Genomic DNA, 17,461 nt, shown 5'->3' on the forward strand with positions numbered 1-17,461 from the left:
TATTTATTTTATATAACTTAAGATAAATGAATATAGTTATATGAACTTACTTGGCTAGCTGAAATTGTACGTGTATCTTTGACGTAAGGGCCACCATTATAATTCATTTCAGAAATTGTTATTGAGCCATCATTATTTACACTTTCTACATAAGCGACATGTCCCATGCTTCCTTGACTAGTTTGAAGAATAGCACCTTGCACAGGTGTATTGTTCACAGTATAACCTGCTGCTTGAGCGGCACTTGCCCAATTATTTGCATTTCCCCAAGTTGATCCAATTTTACCACCAACTCTATCATATACGTACCAAGTACATTGTCCAGCTGTATATAAGTTGCCAGATGATGATGTCGTTTGTGTTGAAGATGATGTAGTAGTTGAACTACTAGTAGCATAACTTGTTGATGAGTTGCTACTGATAGATGTTGTATTTGATGTGCTATGTGTATTATAAAATGATTGTTGTTGTGGTGCTGGAGTATGATTATATTCAGCAGCGTCTGCATGGTTTGCACTTAAACCTAATGCTGAGGCACCGATGCCAGCTGTTAATGTTGAAATAGTAATAATTTTATTCATTGTAAAAAGTCCTCCCAAATTTGTCTTCAACAATAGGTTGATTAGCGATATGTTGAAGAAACTTTAAATCTAAAATTGAATAGTTAATTGTCGTTCCCAACGACAACATATACTTTAGCAGAATATTATAAAGCTATGGGCAATGTAACTATTTCGTAAATGAAATACAAAAACCTTGAACAACTTCGTAATAGAAGCATGTCCAAGGTTACAGGCTGTAATAAAACTTTGAAAGCATGTGTTTCCTATGAAAATTGAATACTTTTAACTTACATTGACTTTATTAATATTACAAAATGTTGTAATAAATAAGTCCTATAACATTCTATTTAAAAAATCGAATAGAAAGCGGAACAACATATTCATTACCACTAAAATATTTTACACAGGCCACTATGTGAAATATGATATACAAAATAGAAATAACAAAAATTGCTAAGGCTAAAATAATAACTAATAATCCTAAAAAGATAGATAAAGAATCAATATTTAATGCGAAGCCAAGAAAAATAGGAATAAATAAAAGGCCTAAAACAACATTCCAAATAAAATACGAAATAATCATGTTAAAGTAATTTTTGCCAGCTTGATCAATCAGACGGGCTTCATTGCGTTTGATAGCCCAAATGATAATTGGTCCAATAATTGAAGTGAAAAAGCCTAGTAAAAAAATAAGCATAGACATTAATCGTGCGTCATCATTATTGTTGTTTAGGTTTTGTTGATTTGCTTGGTAAGCATAATTCTCTGTCATGTGAAATCTCCTTATTAATTAAATTGTATTTCTTACTACAAATATAACAAAATTTTAAATTATATTTTAGTGGATTTTAAATATAATTTATGGACTTGTTTAAAATTTTTCTAAGACGGTTATATATAACGATACTATATTAAAAGATGCGTTTCTTAATACGCATCTTTATTTTTTGAAGAACTTTAAAAAGAATTTAAGTAAGATTTCTACATATTTTAATGTTTAACAACTATTAAGAAAAGAGGGTTATTAAATGAAAATAGCAGTCGTAGGATCAGGCAATGGCGCAGTAACTGCTGCGGTAGATATGGTAGACCAAGGTCATGATGTGAAGTTATATTGTCGAAATTCATCGATTAAAAAATTTCAAAATGCGATGGATAAAGGTGGATTTGATTATAACGATGAAAGAGAAGAAAAATTCATTCCATTTACAGATATAAGTGATGATATTTCTTACGTACTAAAAGACGCTGAAATTATTCAAGTTGTTATTCCTTCTTCATATATTGAATATTACGCGAAGATTATGGCTGAACATGTGACAAATGATCAATTAATCTTCTTCAATATCGCTGCTGCAATGGCGTCCATTCGTTTTATGAATGTACTGGAAGATCGTCATATTGAGGTGCAACCTAAGTTTGCGGAAGCTAATACATTAACATATGGTACACGTGTAGATTTCGAAGAGGCGCGCGTAGATTTATCACTTAAGGTACGTAAAGTCTTCTTTTCAACTTATAAAAAGGAAGAATTAAGTGAGAGCTTCGAAAAAGTGAGTCAGATTTATCCTTATTTAGTTAAAGAGGAAAATTTATGGAAGACTAACTTAGAAAATGGTAATCCAGAGGTTCATCCTGGACCAACATTACTGAATGTAGGGCGTATAGACTATGCTGATTCATTTGCATTATATAAAGAAGGGATTACAAAACATACGGTTAGATTATTACATGCAATTGAATTAGAGCGTTTAACACTAGGACGTAAATTAGGCTTCGAACTTTTAACTGCAAAAGAAGCCCGTATTCAACGCGGTTATTTAGAAAGAAAAGATGAAGATGAACCGTTAAATCGTTTATTTAACACAAGTCCAGTATTCTCTCAAATTCCAGGACCTAATTCTGTACAAAACCGCTATCTAACTGAGGATATAGCGTATGGTCTTGTTTTATGGTCAAGCTTAGGACGTGCCATTGATGTAGATACGCCTAACATTGATGCCGTTATCATGATTGCTTCTACTATTTTAGAAAGAGATTTCTTTAATGAGGGATTAACTGTAGAAGAATTAGGTTTAGATAAACTTGGACTAGAATAGTACAAGAGTAGAAGTGAATAGATTGAAATCAAACAGAAAAGAGGTTTTTAAAAAATAATTAAGGGGGATGATTATGAAAAGGAAACCAACATTTTTTGAGGCAATATCTACAATTATTGTGATGGTGATTGTTGTAACCACAGGCTTTATTATATTTGATATACCTATTCAAGTTTTATTATTAATATCTTCAGCCTATGCTGCATTAATCGCTTTTCGAGTTGGATTGAGATGGACGGATTTAGAAGAAGGTATTACACATCGTTTAACGACTGCGATGCCTGCGATATTTATCATTTTAGCAGTAGGGATTATTGTAGGTAGTTGGATGTATTCAGGTACTGTGCCAGCGTTAATTTATTATGGTTTGAAATTTCTTAATCCTAATTATTTTTTAGTCTCAGCATTTGTTATTTCAGCAATTTGTAGTGTGGCTACAGGTACAGCATGGGGTTCGGCTTCAACAGCTGGTATCGCATTAATCTCAATTGCTGGCCAATTAGATATGAATTTAGGAATGGCAGCAGGCGCAATTATTGCCGGTGCTGTTTTTGGTGATAAAATGTCACCTTTATCAGATACTACAAACTTAGCTGCATTAGTCACTAAGGTTAATATCTTTTCTCATATTAGAGCAATGATGTGGACTACCATTCCAGCTTCAATTATCGGTATTATTGTATGGTTCTTCGCAGGTTTAAATTCTAAAAGTAGTGCCAATTCTAAACAAATTAAGGCATTATTAAATGAACTTTCAACAGCCTATAATATTAATATTTGGGTCTGGGTGCCTTTAATAGTCATCATAATATGTCTACTATGTAAAGTTTCTACGGTACCGTCAATGCTAGCTTCTAGTTTGAGTGCGCTTATCGTAGGTTCATTGAATAATCATTTCAATATTGTTGATGGTTTTAAAGCAACATTTGATGGCTTTAAATCAGAAATGACTGGTATGAGTCATTTTTCTAAAAATGCCACGACCTTGATGGAACAGGGCGGCATGATGAGTATGACACAAATTATTGTTACTATCTTCTGTGGCTACGCGTTTGCAGGGATTGTAGAAAAATCAGGATGCTTAGATGTTATGGTACAAACTGTGTCTAAAGGCGTAAAATCGGTTGGCACATTAATATTGATTACTGTTATATGCTGTTTAATGATGGTATTTGCTGCTGGGGTAGCTTCAATCGTTATCATTATGGTAGGTGTGTTAATGAAAGAAATGTTTGAAGATAGAAACTTGGATAGAAGTAATTTATCAAGAACATTAGAGGATTCAAGTACCATGGTATTACCTTTAATACCTTGGGGCACATCAGGTATATATTATACCCAACAATTAGGCGTTTCAGTTGATCAATTCTTTATTTGGACAGTCCCATGTTATTTATGTGCTGTTCTAGCAATTATTTATGGTTTTACTGGTATTGGTATTCGTAAAAAAAGTAAGAATGAAAATGTAAATAATTCGTAAATAAAATGTTTAATTTTCTATATAACGGATATAAATAAGTATGTTAGAACATTACATAGATATTTTGTAGCGATGATATCTATTTATTTTGTTTTTAACTAACAATATCCTCAAAATAGATAAAAGTAGTGGATTCAATTTTTGTAGCGAGAATTGAATCCACGAATGAGAAGTAACCCAAATAAATATAATGTGATATTGAAAAAGGTTAAGCAGAAACTCATCTGAGTCTTTGCTTAACCTTTTTGGCGTAAAAAAAAGGATTGTCATTTTAGACAATCCTTTAGCAATGTGAGCAATATTAGTGAATGTAGCTATATGCAGCAGCTTGGCTAGCTGATAATGTACGTGAAGTTACAACACCAGGACCGTGACCATAGTTCATTTCAGATACAGTTACTGAACCGTCATTTCCTACGCTTTCAACGTAAGCAACGTGACCGTAAGCACCTGCAGTAGATTGCATAATTGAACCAACTGAAGGTGAGTTGTTTACAGTGTAACCAGCTGCTGAAGCTGCACTTGCCCAGTTGTTAGCGTTACCCCATAATGAGCTAATTCTACCACCTACTCTGTCGTATACATAATAAGTACATTGACCAGAAGTATATAAGTTACTACCAGAGCTTGCAGAGTTAGAAATTGAAACGCCATTAGATGATGGTGCAGCTGTAGTTGTTACTTTAACGTTATTATTTGAAGTTGAATAACTAGTAGTTGTGTTTCCAGTAGTTTGAGTACCTGCATTATAAGATTGAGTACTAGTTCTACTGTAGTTATTGTTAGCATAGTGATTATAGCTATTGTAGTTGTAATTACTGCTATTATTATTGTTATTGTAACTATAGTTGTAGTTATAGTTGTAATTGTAGTTGTTATGATTATTATTAGTATTTGTAGTGTTAGTTGTATAAGTTTGGTTTGAGTGACTTAAACGATCTGGGCTCCAGTTACCTTTCCAAGTGTAATGATAGTTACCTTGTTGGTCGATAGTGTAAGAGTAGCTGTATGAAGTTGGATCGTTTGGATTGTAACCTTGTTCAGCAGCTTGTGCTTCGTGACCATGTCCAGCGATAGCGATTGTTGCAACTCCTGCAGTAGCGATTGTAGCTGTAGCGATTTTTTTCATTTTAAAATATCCTCCTGAGAATTAAATTAATTTTTATTTATTTATTTAATAGTCATTGGTTGACTTTAAGTCCTATGATTAACTTGTTTCTTTTCGACAAGGAATACTTTAGCAGAAAAAAGCAGATTTGTGGGCATTGTTACCATTTTGTAATTTATTGCTAATATATTTTGGTTGAATGAGTATTGATTGAAATTTTTTGTAATATTTAAAAATACTGTCATATCAGTTTTTATGAGTTTTTATGAAATGTAAACTCATTTTTCTGTAATCTTACTGTAAAAAAACAGCAAAAATTTTTCCCTTTGAAAAGATATTAAAATTTATAAGTTTTGAACTGTATTTTAATATTAGACTAATAAAATTTTGCTTTTTAATCACTTTATTTATGGAGGGGTTAAAAAATGGATAGTGTTTAAGTGAAAAATGATATTTTAAAAGCGCTATATATTAAATAAACTAAAAATAAGATAATAAAGTGATATAATTAGTCAAAAGTTTGCTACTGGTAATACCGAAATAAAACATACAATTATATATGAAGATAGACATTCGATGAAGAACGATGATGTATTACCTCGTAGTATGTCATCGTTAATAGGAAAGAGAGTTATAGGGGAAGATAACTTAATTTCTATTTATGTCGTGTCTTTATATATTATAAAGTGAGAGGACATATGTATGATTAATAACTTTTCGGTAAAACTTTTAAAAAATATAAAGATAAGTAGGCAAAAGGAATCGAATATCAAATTAATCTATTGGCTAAAGGGATCTGGACAGATTACTTTAAATTTAGATAAATTTCAAATGAAATCACGTGATTTAATATTTATTATGCTCAATGATTTATATTCTATTGAAAGTAAAGAAGATTCTATTGTTGCAGTAATGGAAATTGCTTTTAAAGATTATTTAAGATACGCAGATGATTATATTAAATTACATGGTTATAAATTTTCATCAATAGAAAGAAAGCAAATGGAACCTTTCATTATTAATTTACTTGAATTTGAATGTCGGAAACCTAAAATTCTTCATATAAAAGATAAATTAGTTAAACACTTGTGTGTAGAATTAGGATACATTCAACGCAAACATCGTCAGAATTCTAAATTAGAGAATGCATTAGTTGACGAAGTGCATGAATATATCATCGAACATCATGATCAAAAGATTAATAGACAAGATCTTGCAAATTCTTTGAATATGTCAAATAAAGAATTGAGTCAGGTCATTAAATATCATACACCCTACAATAATATTACTCAGTATATTAATGATGTTAGATTAAAGTTGTGTTTAATAGATATTTTGAAAAGTAAAACACTTATCCAAGATATCGCTTTTGAACATGGTTTTAATCATTTTCCACGTTTTATTGCTCTATTTAATGAGAAATACGGTGCAACACCTGGGCAAGTAAGAAAAAATAAACAACCCTTAAATTTAAACAATTTAGAAACAAAAGAAATACCTTTCGATGAGAAAGCACAACTACTCATTGCTGAGGCAAAAAGTCATTATCATTAATAATATTAGTAATTACTTCTATATAAATATAGGTGGTTAATGTGTACTGAATAACTATTACTAAAAAAATAATGCTTATCTAATTTTTAAAACATTAACATGATATATGAAGATATTGATATCTCAATTGAAGATAGAAATATAGACGTTTATCTTCTACTCCAATCATTTAATATTGGATTTATATGCAAGATCATGAGGTGACATGTATCATGGAAAAAAGAAAATTAGAGATTTTATTATTTTATTTAGTCTATATTAAAGCTATTAGCGAAGTTTTAAAGTATTCAAGAAATTTAACTTTAGATCAACTAAAGTTATTGAATGAAATTATTACTTATAATGAAACTCATCAACGTGGTGTATATATAGAGGATTTAATTAAATCAATGCACATGTCTAAAAGAAATATTAGATATAATTTAGAACATTTATATCACTTGGAGTGGATCATTAAAGTTCGAGATGATACGGATCAACGACGTTTATTAATTTTACCAACTAACTTTTACCATAAAAAGTTAGATATTCTGTTTATAGAAGTTGAGGAATTAATTAAATTAAAATATTTCAGTGCAGAATTAAGTCATATTCAATCTTTAAAACTGTCCTATGTCATTATCATTAGTAGTGCTTTAAATCAGGTGAAACAAATTGCACAACGATATAATTTAACATTAGATGAGTTATTTATTTTAGGAAAATTAATTTACTCTCACGGTACGATTTCCTTAAAATCAGTTAACGATTTCTCTCATCATTGTTTAATAGGTACACCTAATACAATTAATCGTTTATCTCAAAAAGGTTATATCGTCAAATGTAGGAATAATAAAGATGAACGTTTGGTAAATATTAAAATAGTAGAATCGCGAGCATATGAAACCGAAACCTTATTTATTCAATGTTACAATAAACTTCAAACGGAAATGAAAATAAATGATTTAACATGAAACGAGAAGGAGTTTATTTTTTATGATATTGGATAATGTAAATCCTGATGATTTATTCCCAACTGAAAAAAAGGGGCCTTCAGTGTTAGGTATGATTGAATATAAAGTACAAGAACAAACTGAATTTGAAGGTGCTTTTATAGCCACATCTGAACGTTTAATTATGAACGTGGATATGAACGGTCAGTTTTATTATAGAAACATCCCATATAATGAAGTTGAAAATATAGAATATAATGGTGAAGACGTTATTTTTACATTTAATATTGGTAAAGTACCAATGACACGTATTCAATCAGAGGATGTTAAGTCTTTTGTAGAATATGTGGAGGAAAAAATTAAATAGATAAAATGAAGAAATAATAGACTAGTATGGTTCTTGATATTTGTTTAAGAGAGCTGTCCTAGTATTTTTATATCTCAGAAATTCATTGTTAAATTGATTAAGCGTAATTTAATTGAGCGAATTAGAATTTAATATATAATATCATTTTAAGTTCATAAAAATATTGAAATATTATACTTAAATGTTATAAAATAAATTTTATAGCATAAGAAATGTTTAGTTTAGTAGTAATAGGACAAATGAACCTTGTAGCAACGAGATGTACATCGGAGGAGTGGTTTAGAATATGGGACAAATTAAAGACATCAATGATTTAGTTAACGCAACATTTCAAGTGAAAAAATTTTTTAAGGATACTAAAAAGAAATATAACTTAAATTATGAAGAAATTTATATTTTGAATTATATTGTTAAAAGTAAGACCAATGAAATAACTTCTAAAGAAATTGCGACTTATTCAGAATTTAAACCTTATTACTTGACTAAAGCATTACAAAAATTAAAAGATTTACAGTTATTATCAAAAAAACGTAGCATACAAGATGAAAGAACAGTTATTGTTTATGTAACAGAGGAACAACGCGAAAAGATTAATAAGTTAATTGCTGAACTAGAGAAATACATTAAATAATACGTCGGCATTAATATAATAATTATGTATGAAGAGTCTGGGACATAATTACTAGAGAAATAGCCAGTAAATGAGTTTTAACAAATTCATTTACTGGCTTCTTTATTTACAATACTCCGTATTGTTGGCTCGCTTTCTTAGGGGACAGCTTCAGCTTGTCCTGTTCCCTCAAGAGTCTCGCCAAAATACTTTGTATTTATATGTAATTTTACATTGTAATACTTTAAAAAAATAAGGCACTTTCGTATAATTTAATAAACATCACTAAACTAAATTAACGAGGTGCCTTATGTATAAAAATTATAACATGACTTAACTTACTCTACCAATGGAAACTTCAGTTCTTATCCCCACAAATGATATTTCACGACATGTAAATGATATTGTTGAAACAATTCCTGACAATGAATTCGATGAATTCAGACATCACCGTGGTGCAACTTCGTACCATCCTATTTTTAATGTCCATGACTTTTGTCATCTTGATAGTTAACTTTAATTTGTTAAAGTCGAGTGTTAAACTAAGATTAAACGATACTTTAAATAATGAATAGGTGAGAGAAGATGTTAGATTCATTTTTAATAAATTCTGAAATTCAAAAAAAGTGGATTAAAAAGTTTGAAACCATTGAAGATACTTTTAAAGAAAGAGCGGCATATAATGATATCCATTCAAGTTTCCCATTTGAAAATATAGAATGGTTAGTCAATGAAGGATATAGTTTACTTACTTTACCAGTTGAATATGGAGGGGAAGGTGCCACAATTGAAGATATGGTTGTTCTACAAAGTTATTTAGGATCGCTTGATGGCGCTACTGCATTGTCTATAGGTTGGCATTTAAGTGTAGTAGGTCAGTTATATGAACAACACATGTGGGATGAAGCCATGTTAAAACAGTTTGCTGACGATATCAGAAATGGGGCATTGGTAAATAGAGCCGTGAGTGAAGCAGATACAGGCAGTCCAACAAGAGGAGGACGTCCCGCAACGCACGCCACTAAAACTGAGAACGGCTATAAATTAAATGGAGTTAAGACGTTTACTTCAATGAGTAAAGCACTTACATATTATATAGTTGCTGCATATGTAGATGACATCGAAGAAGTTGGCTTCTTTCTAGTTCCTCGTGAACTGAAAGGCGTAGAAATAGCTGACAATTGGAATATGGTGGGAATGCGAGCTACTGAAAGCCATGATTTAGTACTTAATGATGTGTATCTTCCTTTCGAGAATTTTGTTGAAGGAAAAAGAAAGCCACAACCTAACGGGTGGATTTTACACATTCCAAGTACCTATTTAGGAATAGCACAAGCGGCTAGAGATTACGCAATTGGCTTTGCTAAGCAGCATTCACCTAATAGTATCAAAGGTACTATTGCAGAACTACCGACCGTACAACAAAATGTCGGTAAAATGGAATCTTTATTACTTTCATCAAGACATTTTTTATGGAGTACTGCTAAAGGCTATCAAACTATCAATGAAAACCCGAATGTTTGGAATGAAACGTCAGCAAGTAAAATTTTAGTAATGAATCAAGGATTAGAAGTGATTGATTTAGCGATGAGAATTGTAGGTGCGAAAAGTCTAGAAATGGATCGACCTCTACAACGTTATTATCGCGATATGCGTGCTGGTCTACATAATCCGCCTATGGAAGACGCTGCATATACCAATATAGCAAAATCAGTTTTAGGTTTATTTTAAATTTTAATAAAGTGTTACTTAAATAATTAGTTTAAATCAAATAATTAATGATTTAGCTAATTATTTTTTATTTAAATATTGAAAAAATTTATTGTAAATTCGTTACAGCTCATGTATAATTTTAATGAAATTGATAATCGTTTTCACTAGGAGGAAATATGAAAAAGTTAATTTTTCCATTAATCGCTTTAATGATCGTTTTAGCTGCATGTGGGAATGGCGGTTCAAACGATTCAAGTAAATCAGGTTCAAAAGAAGAAACAAAATCATATAAGTTAGACAGTGGCAAAACAATAAAAATTCCTAAAGATCCAAAGCGTATCGCAGTCGTTGCTCCAACGTTTGCAGGTGGTTTACATAAATTAGGCGCTAATATCATTGCTGTAAGCAATCAAGTAGATCAAAGTCCGATTTTAAAAGATAAATTTAAAGATGTAACTAAAATTGGTGACCAAGACGTAGAAAAAGTTGCTAAACAAAAACCGGATTTAATTATCGTTTACTCAACTGATAAAAACATTAAAAAATACGAAAAAATCGCACCAACAATTGTTGTAGATTATGGTAAACATAAATACTTAGAACAACAAGAAATGTTAGGTAAAATTGTTGGTAAAGAAGATGAAGTGAAAAAATGGGAAGAAAAATGGAAAGAACAAACTAAAAAAGATGGTGAAGACATCAAAGATGCCATTGGTAAAGATTCAACTGTTGCTATTTTAGATGAATTTAATAAAAAATTATACACTTACGGTGACAACTGGGGCCGTGGTGGAGAAGTATTATATCAAGCATTTGGTTTAAAAATGCCAAAAGGGCAACAAGACTTAGTTAAAAAAGAAGGTTGGGCTGAAGTAAGCCAAGAAAAGATTGAAGATGTAGCAGGAGATTATATCGTTTCAACAGGTGAAGGCAAATCTAAACCAAGTTACGAAACTACAAATATTTGGAAAAACTTACCAGCTGTCAAAAATGATCATGTAGTTGAAGTAAAAGCTGAAACATATTGGTATAATGATCCATATACATTAGACTTCATGAGAAAAGATTTAAAAGACAAATTAATCAAAGCAAGTAAATAAAAATTTTTTAATAGCGACTATCAATTTAAGTAATACAGTTATGAAGAAAGCTATGATTACGTATAATGTAATCATAGCTTTTTATTTTATACACTAAAGGAGATGTAATAATGTCTAAGGTATATTTTAATCATGATGGAGGGGTAGATGATTTAATCTCTCTCTTTTTATTATTACAAATGGAGAACATTGAACTTATTGGTGTGAGTACTATTGGCGCAGATTGCTACTTAGAGCCATCACTTAGTGCGTCTTGTAAGATTATTAATCGCTTCTCTAACGCTTCATTAAAAGTTGCGCCATCATATGAGCGTGGGGCTAATCCTTTTCCAAAAGAATGGCGAATGCATGCTTTCTTCATGGATGCCTTACCTATATTAAATGAACAGACTGCTAACACTCAATCTACTATGAGCCACTTAGAGGCGTATCAAGATATCATTGAAACGTTAACGCACTCTGAAGAGAAGGTAACCTTACTATTCACTGGTCCGCTTACAGATTTAGCTAAAGCATTAAAAATTCAACCCGAAATTACTAACAATATTGCAAAACTTGTTTGGATGGGCGGGACTTTTCTTGAAAAAGGAAATGTAGAAGAACCTGAACATGATGGCACAGCCGAATGGAATGCGTTTTGGGATCCAGAAGCGGTAAAAACTGTATTCGACAGCGACATTGAAATAGACATGGTTGCCTTAGAAAGTACAAATCAAGTACCACTGACACCAGCTGTACGACAAATGTGGGCAAACGAACGTTCATATATAGGTGTAGATTTTTTAGGGGTGAGTTACGCAGCGGTACCACCACTTACACATTTCGTGACCAATTCAACTTATTTCTTATGGGATGTATTAACGACAGCTTACGTAGGTAAAGCGGATTTAGTTCACTCAATAAAAGTTAACGTGGATGTAGAAAGTCGAGGTCCGAGTCAAGGACGCACATATCTTACAGAACAAGGACGCCCAATCCATGTAGTTACTGTAGTAAAACATGATGAATTCTTTAAATATATTACTGATTTAGCGAAAAGAATAGAAACGTAAACATAATGTAAACTTTTTATACAAATAAGTTTACATTAGTGGTATAATCATCTTCGTAAAAGGAGGATGTATAATGAATACAAAGAATTTAGTATATACAGCATTAATGACAGCAATTATATGTGTATTAGGATTAGTTCCTGGTTTCCCGCTTCCATTTATGCCTGTACCTATTGTTTTACAAAATATTGGGATATTTTTAGCAGGGATTATTTTAGGTAAAAAATATGGTGCCTTAAGTGTCATTGTATTTTTATTACTAGCAGCTGCCGGTTTACCAGTCTTATCTGGAGGTCGTGGTGGTATTGGCGTATTTGCAGGACCATCAGCAGGTTTCTTATTCTTATATCCTGTAGTAGCATACCTAATCGGATTCGTAAGAGATCGCTATATTCACAAAATTAATTTTATTGTGTTGTTCATTCCAACAGTTGTATGTGGCATTTTACTTTTAGATATTGTAGGCACAATGGTCATGGGCTTCATTATTGACATGCCAGTTAGTAAAGCAATTGTATTTTCACTAACATATATTCCGGGCGATTTAATTAAAGCTATCATAGCTTGCTTAATCGGTACAACAATGCTAAATCATTCTCGCTTTAAAAATTTGATACAATAAACGTATTAAATTGTTTATATACATAGGGGATGAACGATATGAGTGCAATATCTATGAAAAACATTGCTCAAGAAGGTCAACGTTATTTAGAAGATGAACAAAAAATCATCTATTTAACACCTTCACAACCTTTGAAATATGATACGAATAAGTGGGTTTATAAAACACTTCCCACTTTAGAACAATGGCATCAAGATATAGCACAGCAATTTAAATTACATAAGCAACAATCATCTAACCACTTAGCATTTACTTTTCCAGAGAATGAATCGCTTAATCAAACATGGCTTTCAGAAATTAAAAATGAAGGCTTTCAATTAGGCATATTAGAACTATATATAATAGAAGGAACAGAGTTAGTTCGATTTAAACGACGCCCTGATATAACAATAGGTCGAGTGGATGCTAATAATATAGAAGATTATTTAGCTATCTATCGTTCATTTGCTTTGCCTTACGGAGAAGACTTCGCAAATGAAAGTGTTAACACTACAAGAGAAACCATATTAAATAAGGAAGATACGGTTTCAAGATGTGTGGCATATTTAGAGGGAAAAGCAGTAGGAACTGTAGATGTTATTGAAACAGATAAAACGGTAGAAATTGATAGTTTTGGTGTATTAGAAGGTTACCAACGCCAAGGTATTGGTACAACAATACAGTCTTATATTGGCGAAACAGCAGGGAAACGTCCTGTTATACTTGTAGCAGATGGAGAAGATACTGCGAAAGATATGTATATCAAACAAGGCTATACCTATCAAAGTTTCATTTATCACATCGTTAAAGAAAATGTAGAATAGAAATTAAAAGAAGCGGCGTCATCAAATATTTAGTTTGATGGCGCCTCTTCTATTCTTTCAGGATGACTATATACGTTAAAATTGCCATCTCTTATAAAACCAATTGCTGTAATATTAAGATCATTAGCGAGTGTAATTGCTAATGTCGTAGGGGCCGATTTAGATAAAATAACACCTACACCAATTTTTGCTGCCTTAAGTAATATTTCAGATGAGATACGACCACTAAAGATAAGTACTTTATTTCTAACAGGAATATGACGTTGCAAACAAAACCCATAAAGTTTGTCTAACGCATTATGACGACCAATGTCTTGTCTATGCTCAAAGAATTCATTTCCATCACTGATAGCGGCATTGTGTAACCCACCTGTCTTCTTAAATAAGGTGCTGGCACTTTGTAACGCGGTCATCATATTCAACACTTGCTTAGGAGTCAAAGTGATTTTAGACATAGATGTTTTAGCAACGGCTGCATCATTATGGAAGTAAAATTCACGACTTTTCCCACAGCAAGAAGCAATCATACGTTTAGTAGAGTATTCAAATCGATCGCCCAAATCTTTCGTCAATTCTACATGCGCGAATCCTTTACTATCATCAATCTGTAATGATTTTATTTCTTCTTTTTTGAAAATGGCGCCCTCAGAAGCTAAGAAACCGACGACTAATTCTTCCATATGAGTAGGACTACAAATGACAGTCGCAAATTCAGAACCGTTAACCATAATAGTTAAGGGAAATTCAGTCACATAACTGTCTGTTGTTTCAAATAATTTGCCATCTTCATAGCGCATGATGGATTGTCCTTTTAAAACATCTTCATCCATTAATCTATCTCCTTTTTTAAATACTCATTATTATATTATAGCTTAAATAAAAATAATGAAATAAATTTGTTCTTTAAGATTATTAATAAACAAGTTGAAGAAAATGAATATAAAATAATGTAATATCACAGTAATGTGACACAATTTAATTTAATATGAAAAAATTTATTTTATCATCTTCTAAACAAGTGAAAAAAGTGTATAATTGATTATATAACAAGGAGGTATTTTAATAATGAATATTAAACATTTCTTGGCTGTCATTGCAACATTAGCTATTATTTTAGCGGGTTGTTCAAATTCAGGAAGTAGTGATGATAACAAAAAATCATCAGACTCAAGTAATAAAGATAGCGATAAAAAACAAGAACTTCGAATTTCAGCAGCAGCTAGTTTAGGTGATGTAAGTAAAGAACTAGAAAAAGAATTTAAAAAAGAGCATAAAAATGTAGATGTTACTTTTAACTATGGTGGTTCAGGTGCATTAAGACAACAAATTGAAAAAGGCGCACCAGCGGATGTATTTATGTCTGCCAATACGAAAGACGTAGATGCATTGAAGAACAAAGACAAGGCTCACGATACATACAAATATGCACATAACAAACTTGTATTAGTTGGTGATAAAAACAGTGATGATTCATCAGTAAAAGATTTAAAAGGTAATGAAAAATTAGCAATTGGTGAAGTTAAAACTGTACCAGCTGGTAAATATGCAAAACAATATCTTGACGATCAAGGTTTATACAACAGCGTGAAAGATAAATTAGTTTTTGCAAAAGACGTTAAACAAGTATTAAATTACGTAGAAAAAGGCAATGCTCAAATGGGCTTTGTTTACAAAACAGATTTATTCACTGACAACAAAAAAACTGATAAAGTAAACGAAATTAAAGAAGTAGACTTGAAAAAACCAATCACTTATGAAGCTGGTGCAACTTCTGATAAAAAACTTGCTAAAGAGTGGATGGATTTCTTAAAATCTGATAAAGCTAAAGACATCTTAAAAGATTATCACTTTGAAGTTTAAGGAGGTTTAATATGCCTGATATAACACCTTTTTGGATCTCTATCAAAGTAGCCGTTATAAGTACAATAATAGTATCAATATTAGGCATTTTTGTATCACGTCTACTTTATAAAGGGAAAGGGCATTTAACTAAACTCCTTGAAAGCTTTATATTATTACCTATTGTTTTACCTCCAACGGTACTAGGGTTTATTTTGTTAATTATATTTTCTCCTAGAAGTGTGGTAGGAAGCTTTTTTACAAATGTACTACATCTTCCAGTAGTATTTACAATGACAGGTGCAGTAATTGCATCTGTCATTGTTAGTTTTCCGTTGATGTATCAACATACGATTCAAGGGTTTAGAGGAATCAATCCTAAAATGCTTAATACTGCTCGTACAATGGGCGCAAGTGAGAACAAAATATTTTATCGTCTAATATTACCTTTGTCTAAACGTTCAATTATGGCAGGTATAATGATGAGCTTCGCACGTGCGATAGGTGAATTTGGAGCTACGCTTATGATAGCAGGGTATATCCCTAATAAAACGAATACCCTGCCATTAGAAATTTATTTCCTAGTTGATCAGGGAAGAGAAAATCAGGCATGGTTATGGGTACTTGTGCTAGTCGCATTTTCAATAACAGTAATAGGGGTATTGAATTTCGCGAATCGAGATAAGTCACAGGAGGTGGAGTAGATGTTACGTCTTAAATTGCAGTATCAATTAAAAAAGACATTTATTGATATTGATATAAATGACACTGCTCCTAAGATTTATGCCATAAGAGGGCCTTCAGGAATTGGTAAAACAACTGTATTAAATATGATAGCAGGTTTACGTAAGCCAGATTATGCGTATATTAAAATTAATGATCGGCTTATAATGGATACAGATAAAAAGGTAAATGTTAAAATACAGGATCGACGCATTGGTTATCTCTTCCAAGATTATCAATTGTTTCCTAATATGACTGTAAAGAAAAATATTACCTTTATGGCAAAATCTTCTGTTCATATAGATTCATTAGTTGAAACGTTAAATATAAAGCATCTTATGAATCAATATCCAGTAACACTTTCTGGAGGTGAATCTCAGCGTGTGGCACTTGCACGCACGCTAAGTGCTAAACCAGATTTAATCTTGTTAGATGAGCCATTCTCAAGTTTAGATGAAAATACTAGAGATGAAGGTATTAAATTGATAAAACGCATTTTTAAAGATTGGAAGATACCTATTATCTTTGTAACCCACTCTAACTATGAAGCAGAAGTACTAGCAGATAAAATCATCAAAATTGGATAATTAATGACATCATACGACAACTAATTGATTTAAAATTATTATTGGATATAAGCGTTCATACATTTACATTGAATAGTAGTTCTAAAATGGATAGTGGAACGTATTTGAGTGCGGGGCCCCAGCACAAAGACTTTCGCATAGAAAGTCTACAAATAAAGCAAGCTGGGGGAGGAACGTAAGTGTTCTAACACTTGCGTAAGTAGTTCTAAGATAGATTACGAAGTGTAGTTGTGGAGACTCCTATGCTAATTATTAATGAACCTAAGTGCTATAGCACTTAGGTAAGTAGTTCTAAAATGGATAATGAAA

The 17,461-nt window shown here is 31.6% G+C and carries 19 protein-coding genes; 15 read left to right on the forward strand and 4 right to left on the reverse strand.

What is annotated here, in order from left to right:
* Positions 1-17: 17 nt before the first annotated feature.
* Together MT340_RS03215 and MT340_RS03220 are read right to left on the reverse strand one after the other, a co-directional pair.
* Complete coding sequence (locus MT340_RS03215) at positions 18-581, reverse strand: CHAP domain-containing protein (RefSeq protein WP_243588773.1); 564 nt, start codon at positions 579-581, stop codon at positions 18-20.
* Between the two features lie 325 nt (positions 582-906).
* Complete coding sequence (locus MT340_RS03220; RefSeq protein ID WP_243588774.1) at positions 907-1,335, reverse strand: magnetosome magnetite crystal formation protein family; 429 nt, start codon at positions 1,333-1,335, stop codon at positions 907-909.
* A gap of 256 nt (positions 1,336-1,591) precedes the next feature.
* Between MT340_RS03220 and MT340_RS03225 the strand changes: the two genes are divergently transcribed.
* Positions 1,592-2,662 (forward strand): NAD/NADP-dependent octopine/nopaline dehydrogenase family protein, encoded by a 1,071-nt coding sequence (locus MT340_RS03225; protein WP_243588775.1) that lies wholly within the window; start codon positions 1,592-1,594, stop codon positions 2,660-2,662.
* Positions 2,663-2,732: 70 nt separating this feature from the next.
* Positions 2,733-4,142 (forward strand): Na+/H+ antiporter NhaC, encoded by a 1,410-nt coding sequence (gene nhaC, locus MT340_RS03230; RefSeq protein ID WP_243590228.1) that lies wholly within the window; start codon positions 2,733-2,735, stop codon positions 4,140-4,142.
* A 301-nt stretch (positions 4,143-4,443) separates the two neighbouring features.
* On the opposite strand, the gene MT340_RS03235 is transcribed toward nhaC, so the two are convergent.
* Positions 4,444-5,271, reverse strand: a complete 828-nt coding sequence (locus MT340_RS03235) for a CHAP domain-containing protein (protein WP_243588776.1) — start codon at positions 5,269-5,271, stop codon at positions 4,444-4,446.
* A gap of 810 nt (positions 5,272-6,081) precedes the next feature.
* Between MT340_RS03235 and MT340_RS03240 the strand changes: the two genes are divergently transcribed.
* The 10 genes from MT340_RS03240 (at position 6,082) to MT340_RS03285 (ending at position 14,003) form a co-directional block, all read left to right on the forward strand.
* Positions 6,082-6,804 (forward strand): AraC family transcriptional regulator, encoded by a 723-nt coding sequence (locus tag MT340_RS03240; protein WP_243588777.1) that lies wholly within the window; start codon positions 6,082-6,084, stop codon positions 6,802-6,804.
* Positions 6,805-7,016: 212 nt separating this feature from the next.
* Positions 7,017-7,757: a transcriptional regulator, SarA/Rot family gene (locus tag MT340_RS03245; protein ID WP_243588778.1), complete on the forward strand. Its 741-nt coding sequence runs from the start codon at positions 7,017-7,019 to the stop codon at positions 7,755-7,757.
* A gap of 22 nt (positions 7,758-7,779) precedes the next feature.
* Complete coding sequence (locus MT340_RS03250; protein ID WP_243588779.1) at positions 7,780-8,103, forward strand: PH domain-containing protein; 324 nt, start codon at positions 7,780-7,782, stop codon at positions 8,101-8,103.
* 286 nt (positions 8,104-8,389) lie between these two features.
* Positions 8,390-8,734 carry a transcriptional regulator, SarA/Rot family gene (locus MT340_RS03255; protein WP_243588780.1) on the forward strand — a complete coding sequence of 115 codons (345 nt, stop codon included), beginning with the start codon at positions 8,390-8,392 and terminating at the stop codon, positions 8,732-8,734.
* Positions 8,735-9,062: 328 nt separating this feature from the next.
* Positions 9,063-9,227 (forward strand): hypothetical protein, encoded by a 165-nt coding sequence (locus tag MT340_RS03260; protein ID WP_243590274.1) that lies wholly within the window; start codon positions 9,063-9,065, stop codon positions 9,225-9,227.
* A 71-nt stretch (positions 9,228-9,298) separates the two neighbouring features.
* Positions 9,299-10,444, forward strand: a complete 1,146-nt coding sequence (locus MT340_RS03265; protein ID WP_243588781.1) for an acyl-CoA dehydrogenase family protein — start codon at positions 9,299-9,301, stop codon at positions 10,442-10,444.
* A gap of 158 nt (positions 10,445-10,602) precedes the next feature.
* Positions 10,603-11,526, forward strand: coding sequence for an ABC transporter substrate-binding protein (locus MT340_RS03270; RefSeq protein WP_243603583.1), 924 nt, complete (start codon positions 10,603-10,605; stop codon positions 11,524-11,526).
* Positions 11,527-11,633: 107 nt separating this feature from the next.
* Positions 11,634-12,578 carry a nucleoside hydrolase gene (locus MT340_RS03275; protein ID WP_243590229.1) on the forward strand — a complete coding sequence of 315 codons (945 nt, stop codon included), beginning with the start codon at positions 11,634-11,636 and terminating at the stop codon, positions 12,576-12,578.
* 73 nt (positions 12,579-12,651) lie between these two features.
* Positions 12,652-13,200, forward strand: coding sequence for a biotin transporter BioY (locus tag MT340_RS03280; protein WP_243603584.1), 549 nt, complete (start codon positions 12,652-12,654; stop codon positions 13,198-13,200).
* Positions 13,201-13,238: 38 nt separating this feature from the next.
* On the forward strand, positions 13,239-14,003 hold the full coding sequence (locus tag MT340_RS03285) for a GNAT family N-acetyltransferase (protein WP_243588783.1): 765 nt from the start codon (positions 13,239-13,241) through the stop codon (positions 14,001-14,003).
* 29 nt (positions 14,004-14,032) lie between these two features.
* On the opposite strand, the gene fdhD is transcribed toward MT340_RS03285, so the two are convergent.
* Positions 14,033-14,833, reverse strand: a complete 801-nt coding sequence (fdhD, locus tag MT340_RS03290; RefSeq protein ID WP_243588784.1) for a formate dehydrogenase accessory sulfurtransferase FdhD — start codon at positions 14,831-14,833, stop codon at positions 14,033-14,035.
* A 235-nt stretch (positions 14,834-15,068) separates the two neighbouring features.
* Here fdhD and modA point away from each other — a divergent pair, with 235 nt between their 5' ends.
* The 3 genes from modA to MT340_RS03305 are packed head-to-tail and all read left to right on the forward strand — an operon-like array spanning position 15,069 to position 17,152.
* Positions 15,069-15,863 (forward strand): molybdate ABC transporter substrate-binding protein, encoded by a 795-nt coding sequence (gene modA, locus MT340_RS03295; protein ID WP_243588785.1) that lies wholly within the window; start codon positions 15,069-15,071, stop codon positions 15,861-15,863.
* An 11-nt stretch (positions 15,864-15,874) separates the two neighbouring features.
* The gene (gene modB / locus MT340_RS03300) at positions 15,875-16,546 is read left to right on the forward strand and encodes a molybdate ABC transporter permease subunit (protein ID WP_243588786.1); all 672 of its coding nucleotides are present in this window, start codon (positions 15,875-15,877) and stop codon (positions 16,544-16,546) included.
* Positions 16,547-17,152, forward strand: a complete 606-nt coding sequence (locus tag MT340_RS03305) for an ATP-binding cassette domain-containing protein (protein ID WP_243588787.1) — start codon at positions 16,547-16,549, stop codon at positions 17,150-17,152.
* Positions 17,153-17,461 lie beyond the last annotated feature (309 nt).

The sequence above is a fragment of the Staphylococcus sp. NRL 16/872 genome, assembly GCF_022815905.2.
Classification (GTDB): Bacteria; Bacillota; Bacilli; order Staphylococcales; family Staphylococcaceae; genus Staphylococcus.

Coding starts and splice junctions, on each gene's coding strand:
- MT340_RS03215 (WP_243588773.1), bottom strand. CDS start 581: ATGAATAAAATTATTACTATTTCAACATTAACAGCTGGCATCGGTGCC.
- MT340_RS03220 (WP_243588774.1), bottom strand. CDS start 1,335: ATGACAGAGAATTATGCTTACCAAGCAAATCAACAAAACCTAAACAAC.
- MT340_RS03225 (WP_243588775.1), top strand. CDS start 1,592: ATGAAAATAGCAGTCGTAGGATCAGGCAATGGCGCAGTAACTGCTGCG.
- MT340_RS03235 (WP_243588776.1), bottom strand. CDS start 5,271: ATGAAAAAAATCGCTACAGCTACAATCGCTACTGCAGGAGTTGCAACA.
- MT340_RS03240 (WP_243588777.1), top strand. CDS start 6,082: ATGAAATCACGTGATTTAATATTTATTATGCTCAATGATTTATATTCT.
- MT340_RS03245 (WP_243588778.1), top strand. CDS start 7,017: ATGGAAAAAAGAAAATTAGAGATTTTATTATTTTATTTAGTCTATATT.
- MT340_RS03250 (WP_243588779.1), top strand. CDS start 7,780: ATGATATTGGATAATGTAAATCCTGATGATTTATTCCCAACTGAAAAA.
- MT340_RS03255 (WP_243588780.1), top strand. CDS start 8,390: ATGGGACAAATTAAAGACATCAATGATTTAGTTAACGCAACATTTCAA.
- MT340_RS03260 (WP_243590274.1), top strand. CDS start 9,063: ATGGAAACTTCAGTTCTTATCCCCACAAATGATATTTCACGACATGTA.
- MT340_RS03265 (WP_243588781.1), top strand. CDS start 9,299: ATGTTAGATTCATTTTTAATAAATTCTGAAATTCAAAAAAAGTGGATT.
- MT340_RS03270 (WP_243603583.1), top strand. CDS start 10,603: ATGAAAAAGTTAATTTTTCCATTAATCGCTTTAATGATCGTTTTAGCT.
- MT340_RS03280 (WP_243603584.1), top strand. CDS start 12,652: ATGAATACAAAGAATTTAGTATATACAGCATTAATGACAGCAATTATA.
- MT340_RS03285 (WP_243588783.1), top strand. CDS start 13,239: ATGAGTGCAATATCTATGAAAAACATTGCTCAAGAAGGTCAACGTTAT.
- fdhD (WP_243588784.1), bottom strand. CDS start 14,833: ATGGATGAAGATGTTTTAAAAGGACAATCCATCATGCGCTATGAAGAT.
- modA (WP_243588785.1), top strand. CDS start 15,069: ATGAATATTAAACATTTCTTGGCTGTCATTGCAACATTAGCTATTATT.
- modB (WP_243588786.1), top strand. CDS start 15,875: ATGCCTGATATAACACCTTTTTGGATCTCTATCAAAGTAGCCGTTATA.
- MT340_RS03305 (WP_243588787.1), top strand. CDS start 16,547: ATGTTACGTCTTAAATTGCAGTATCAATTAAAAAAGACATTTATTGAT.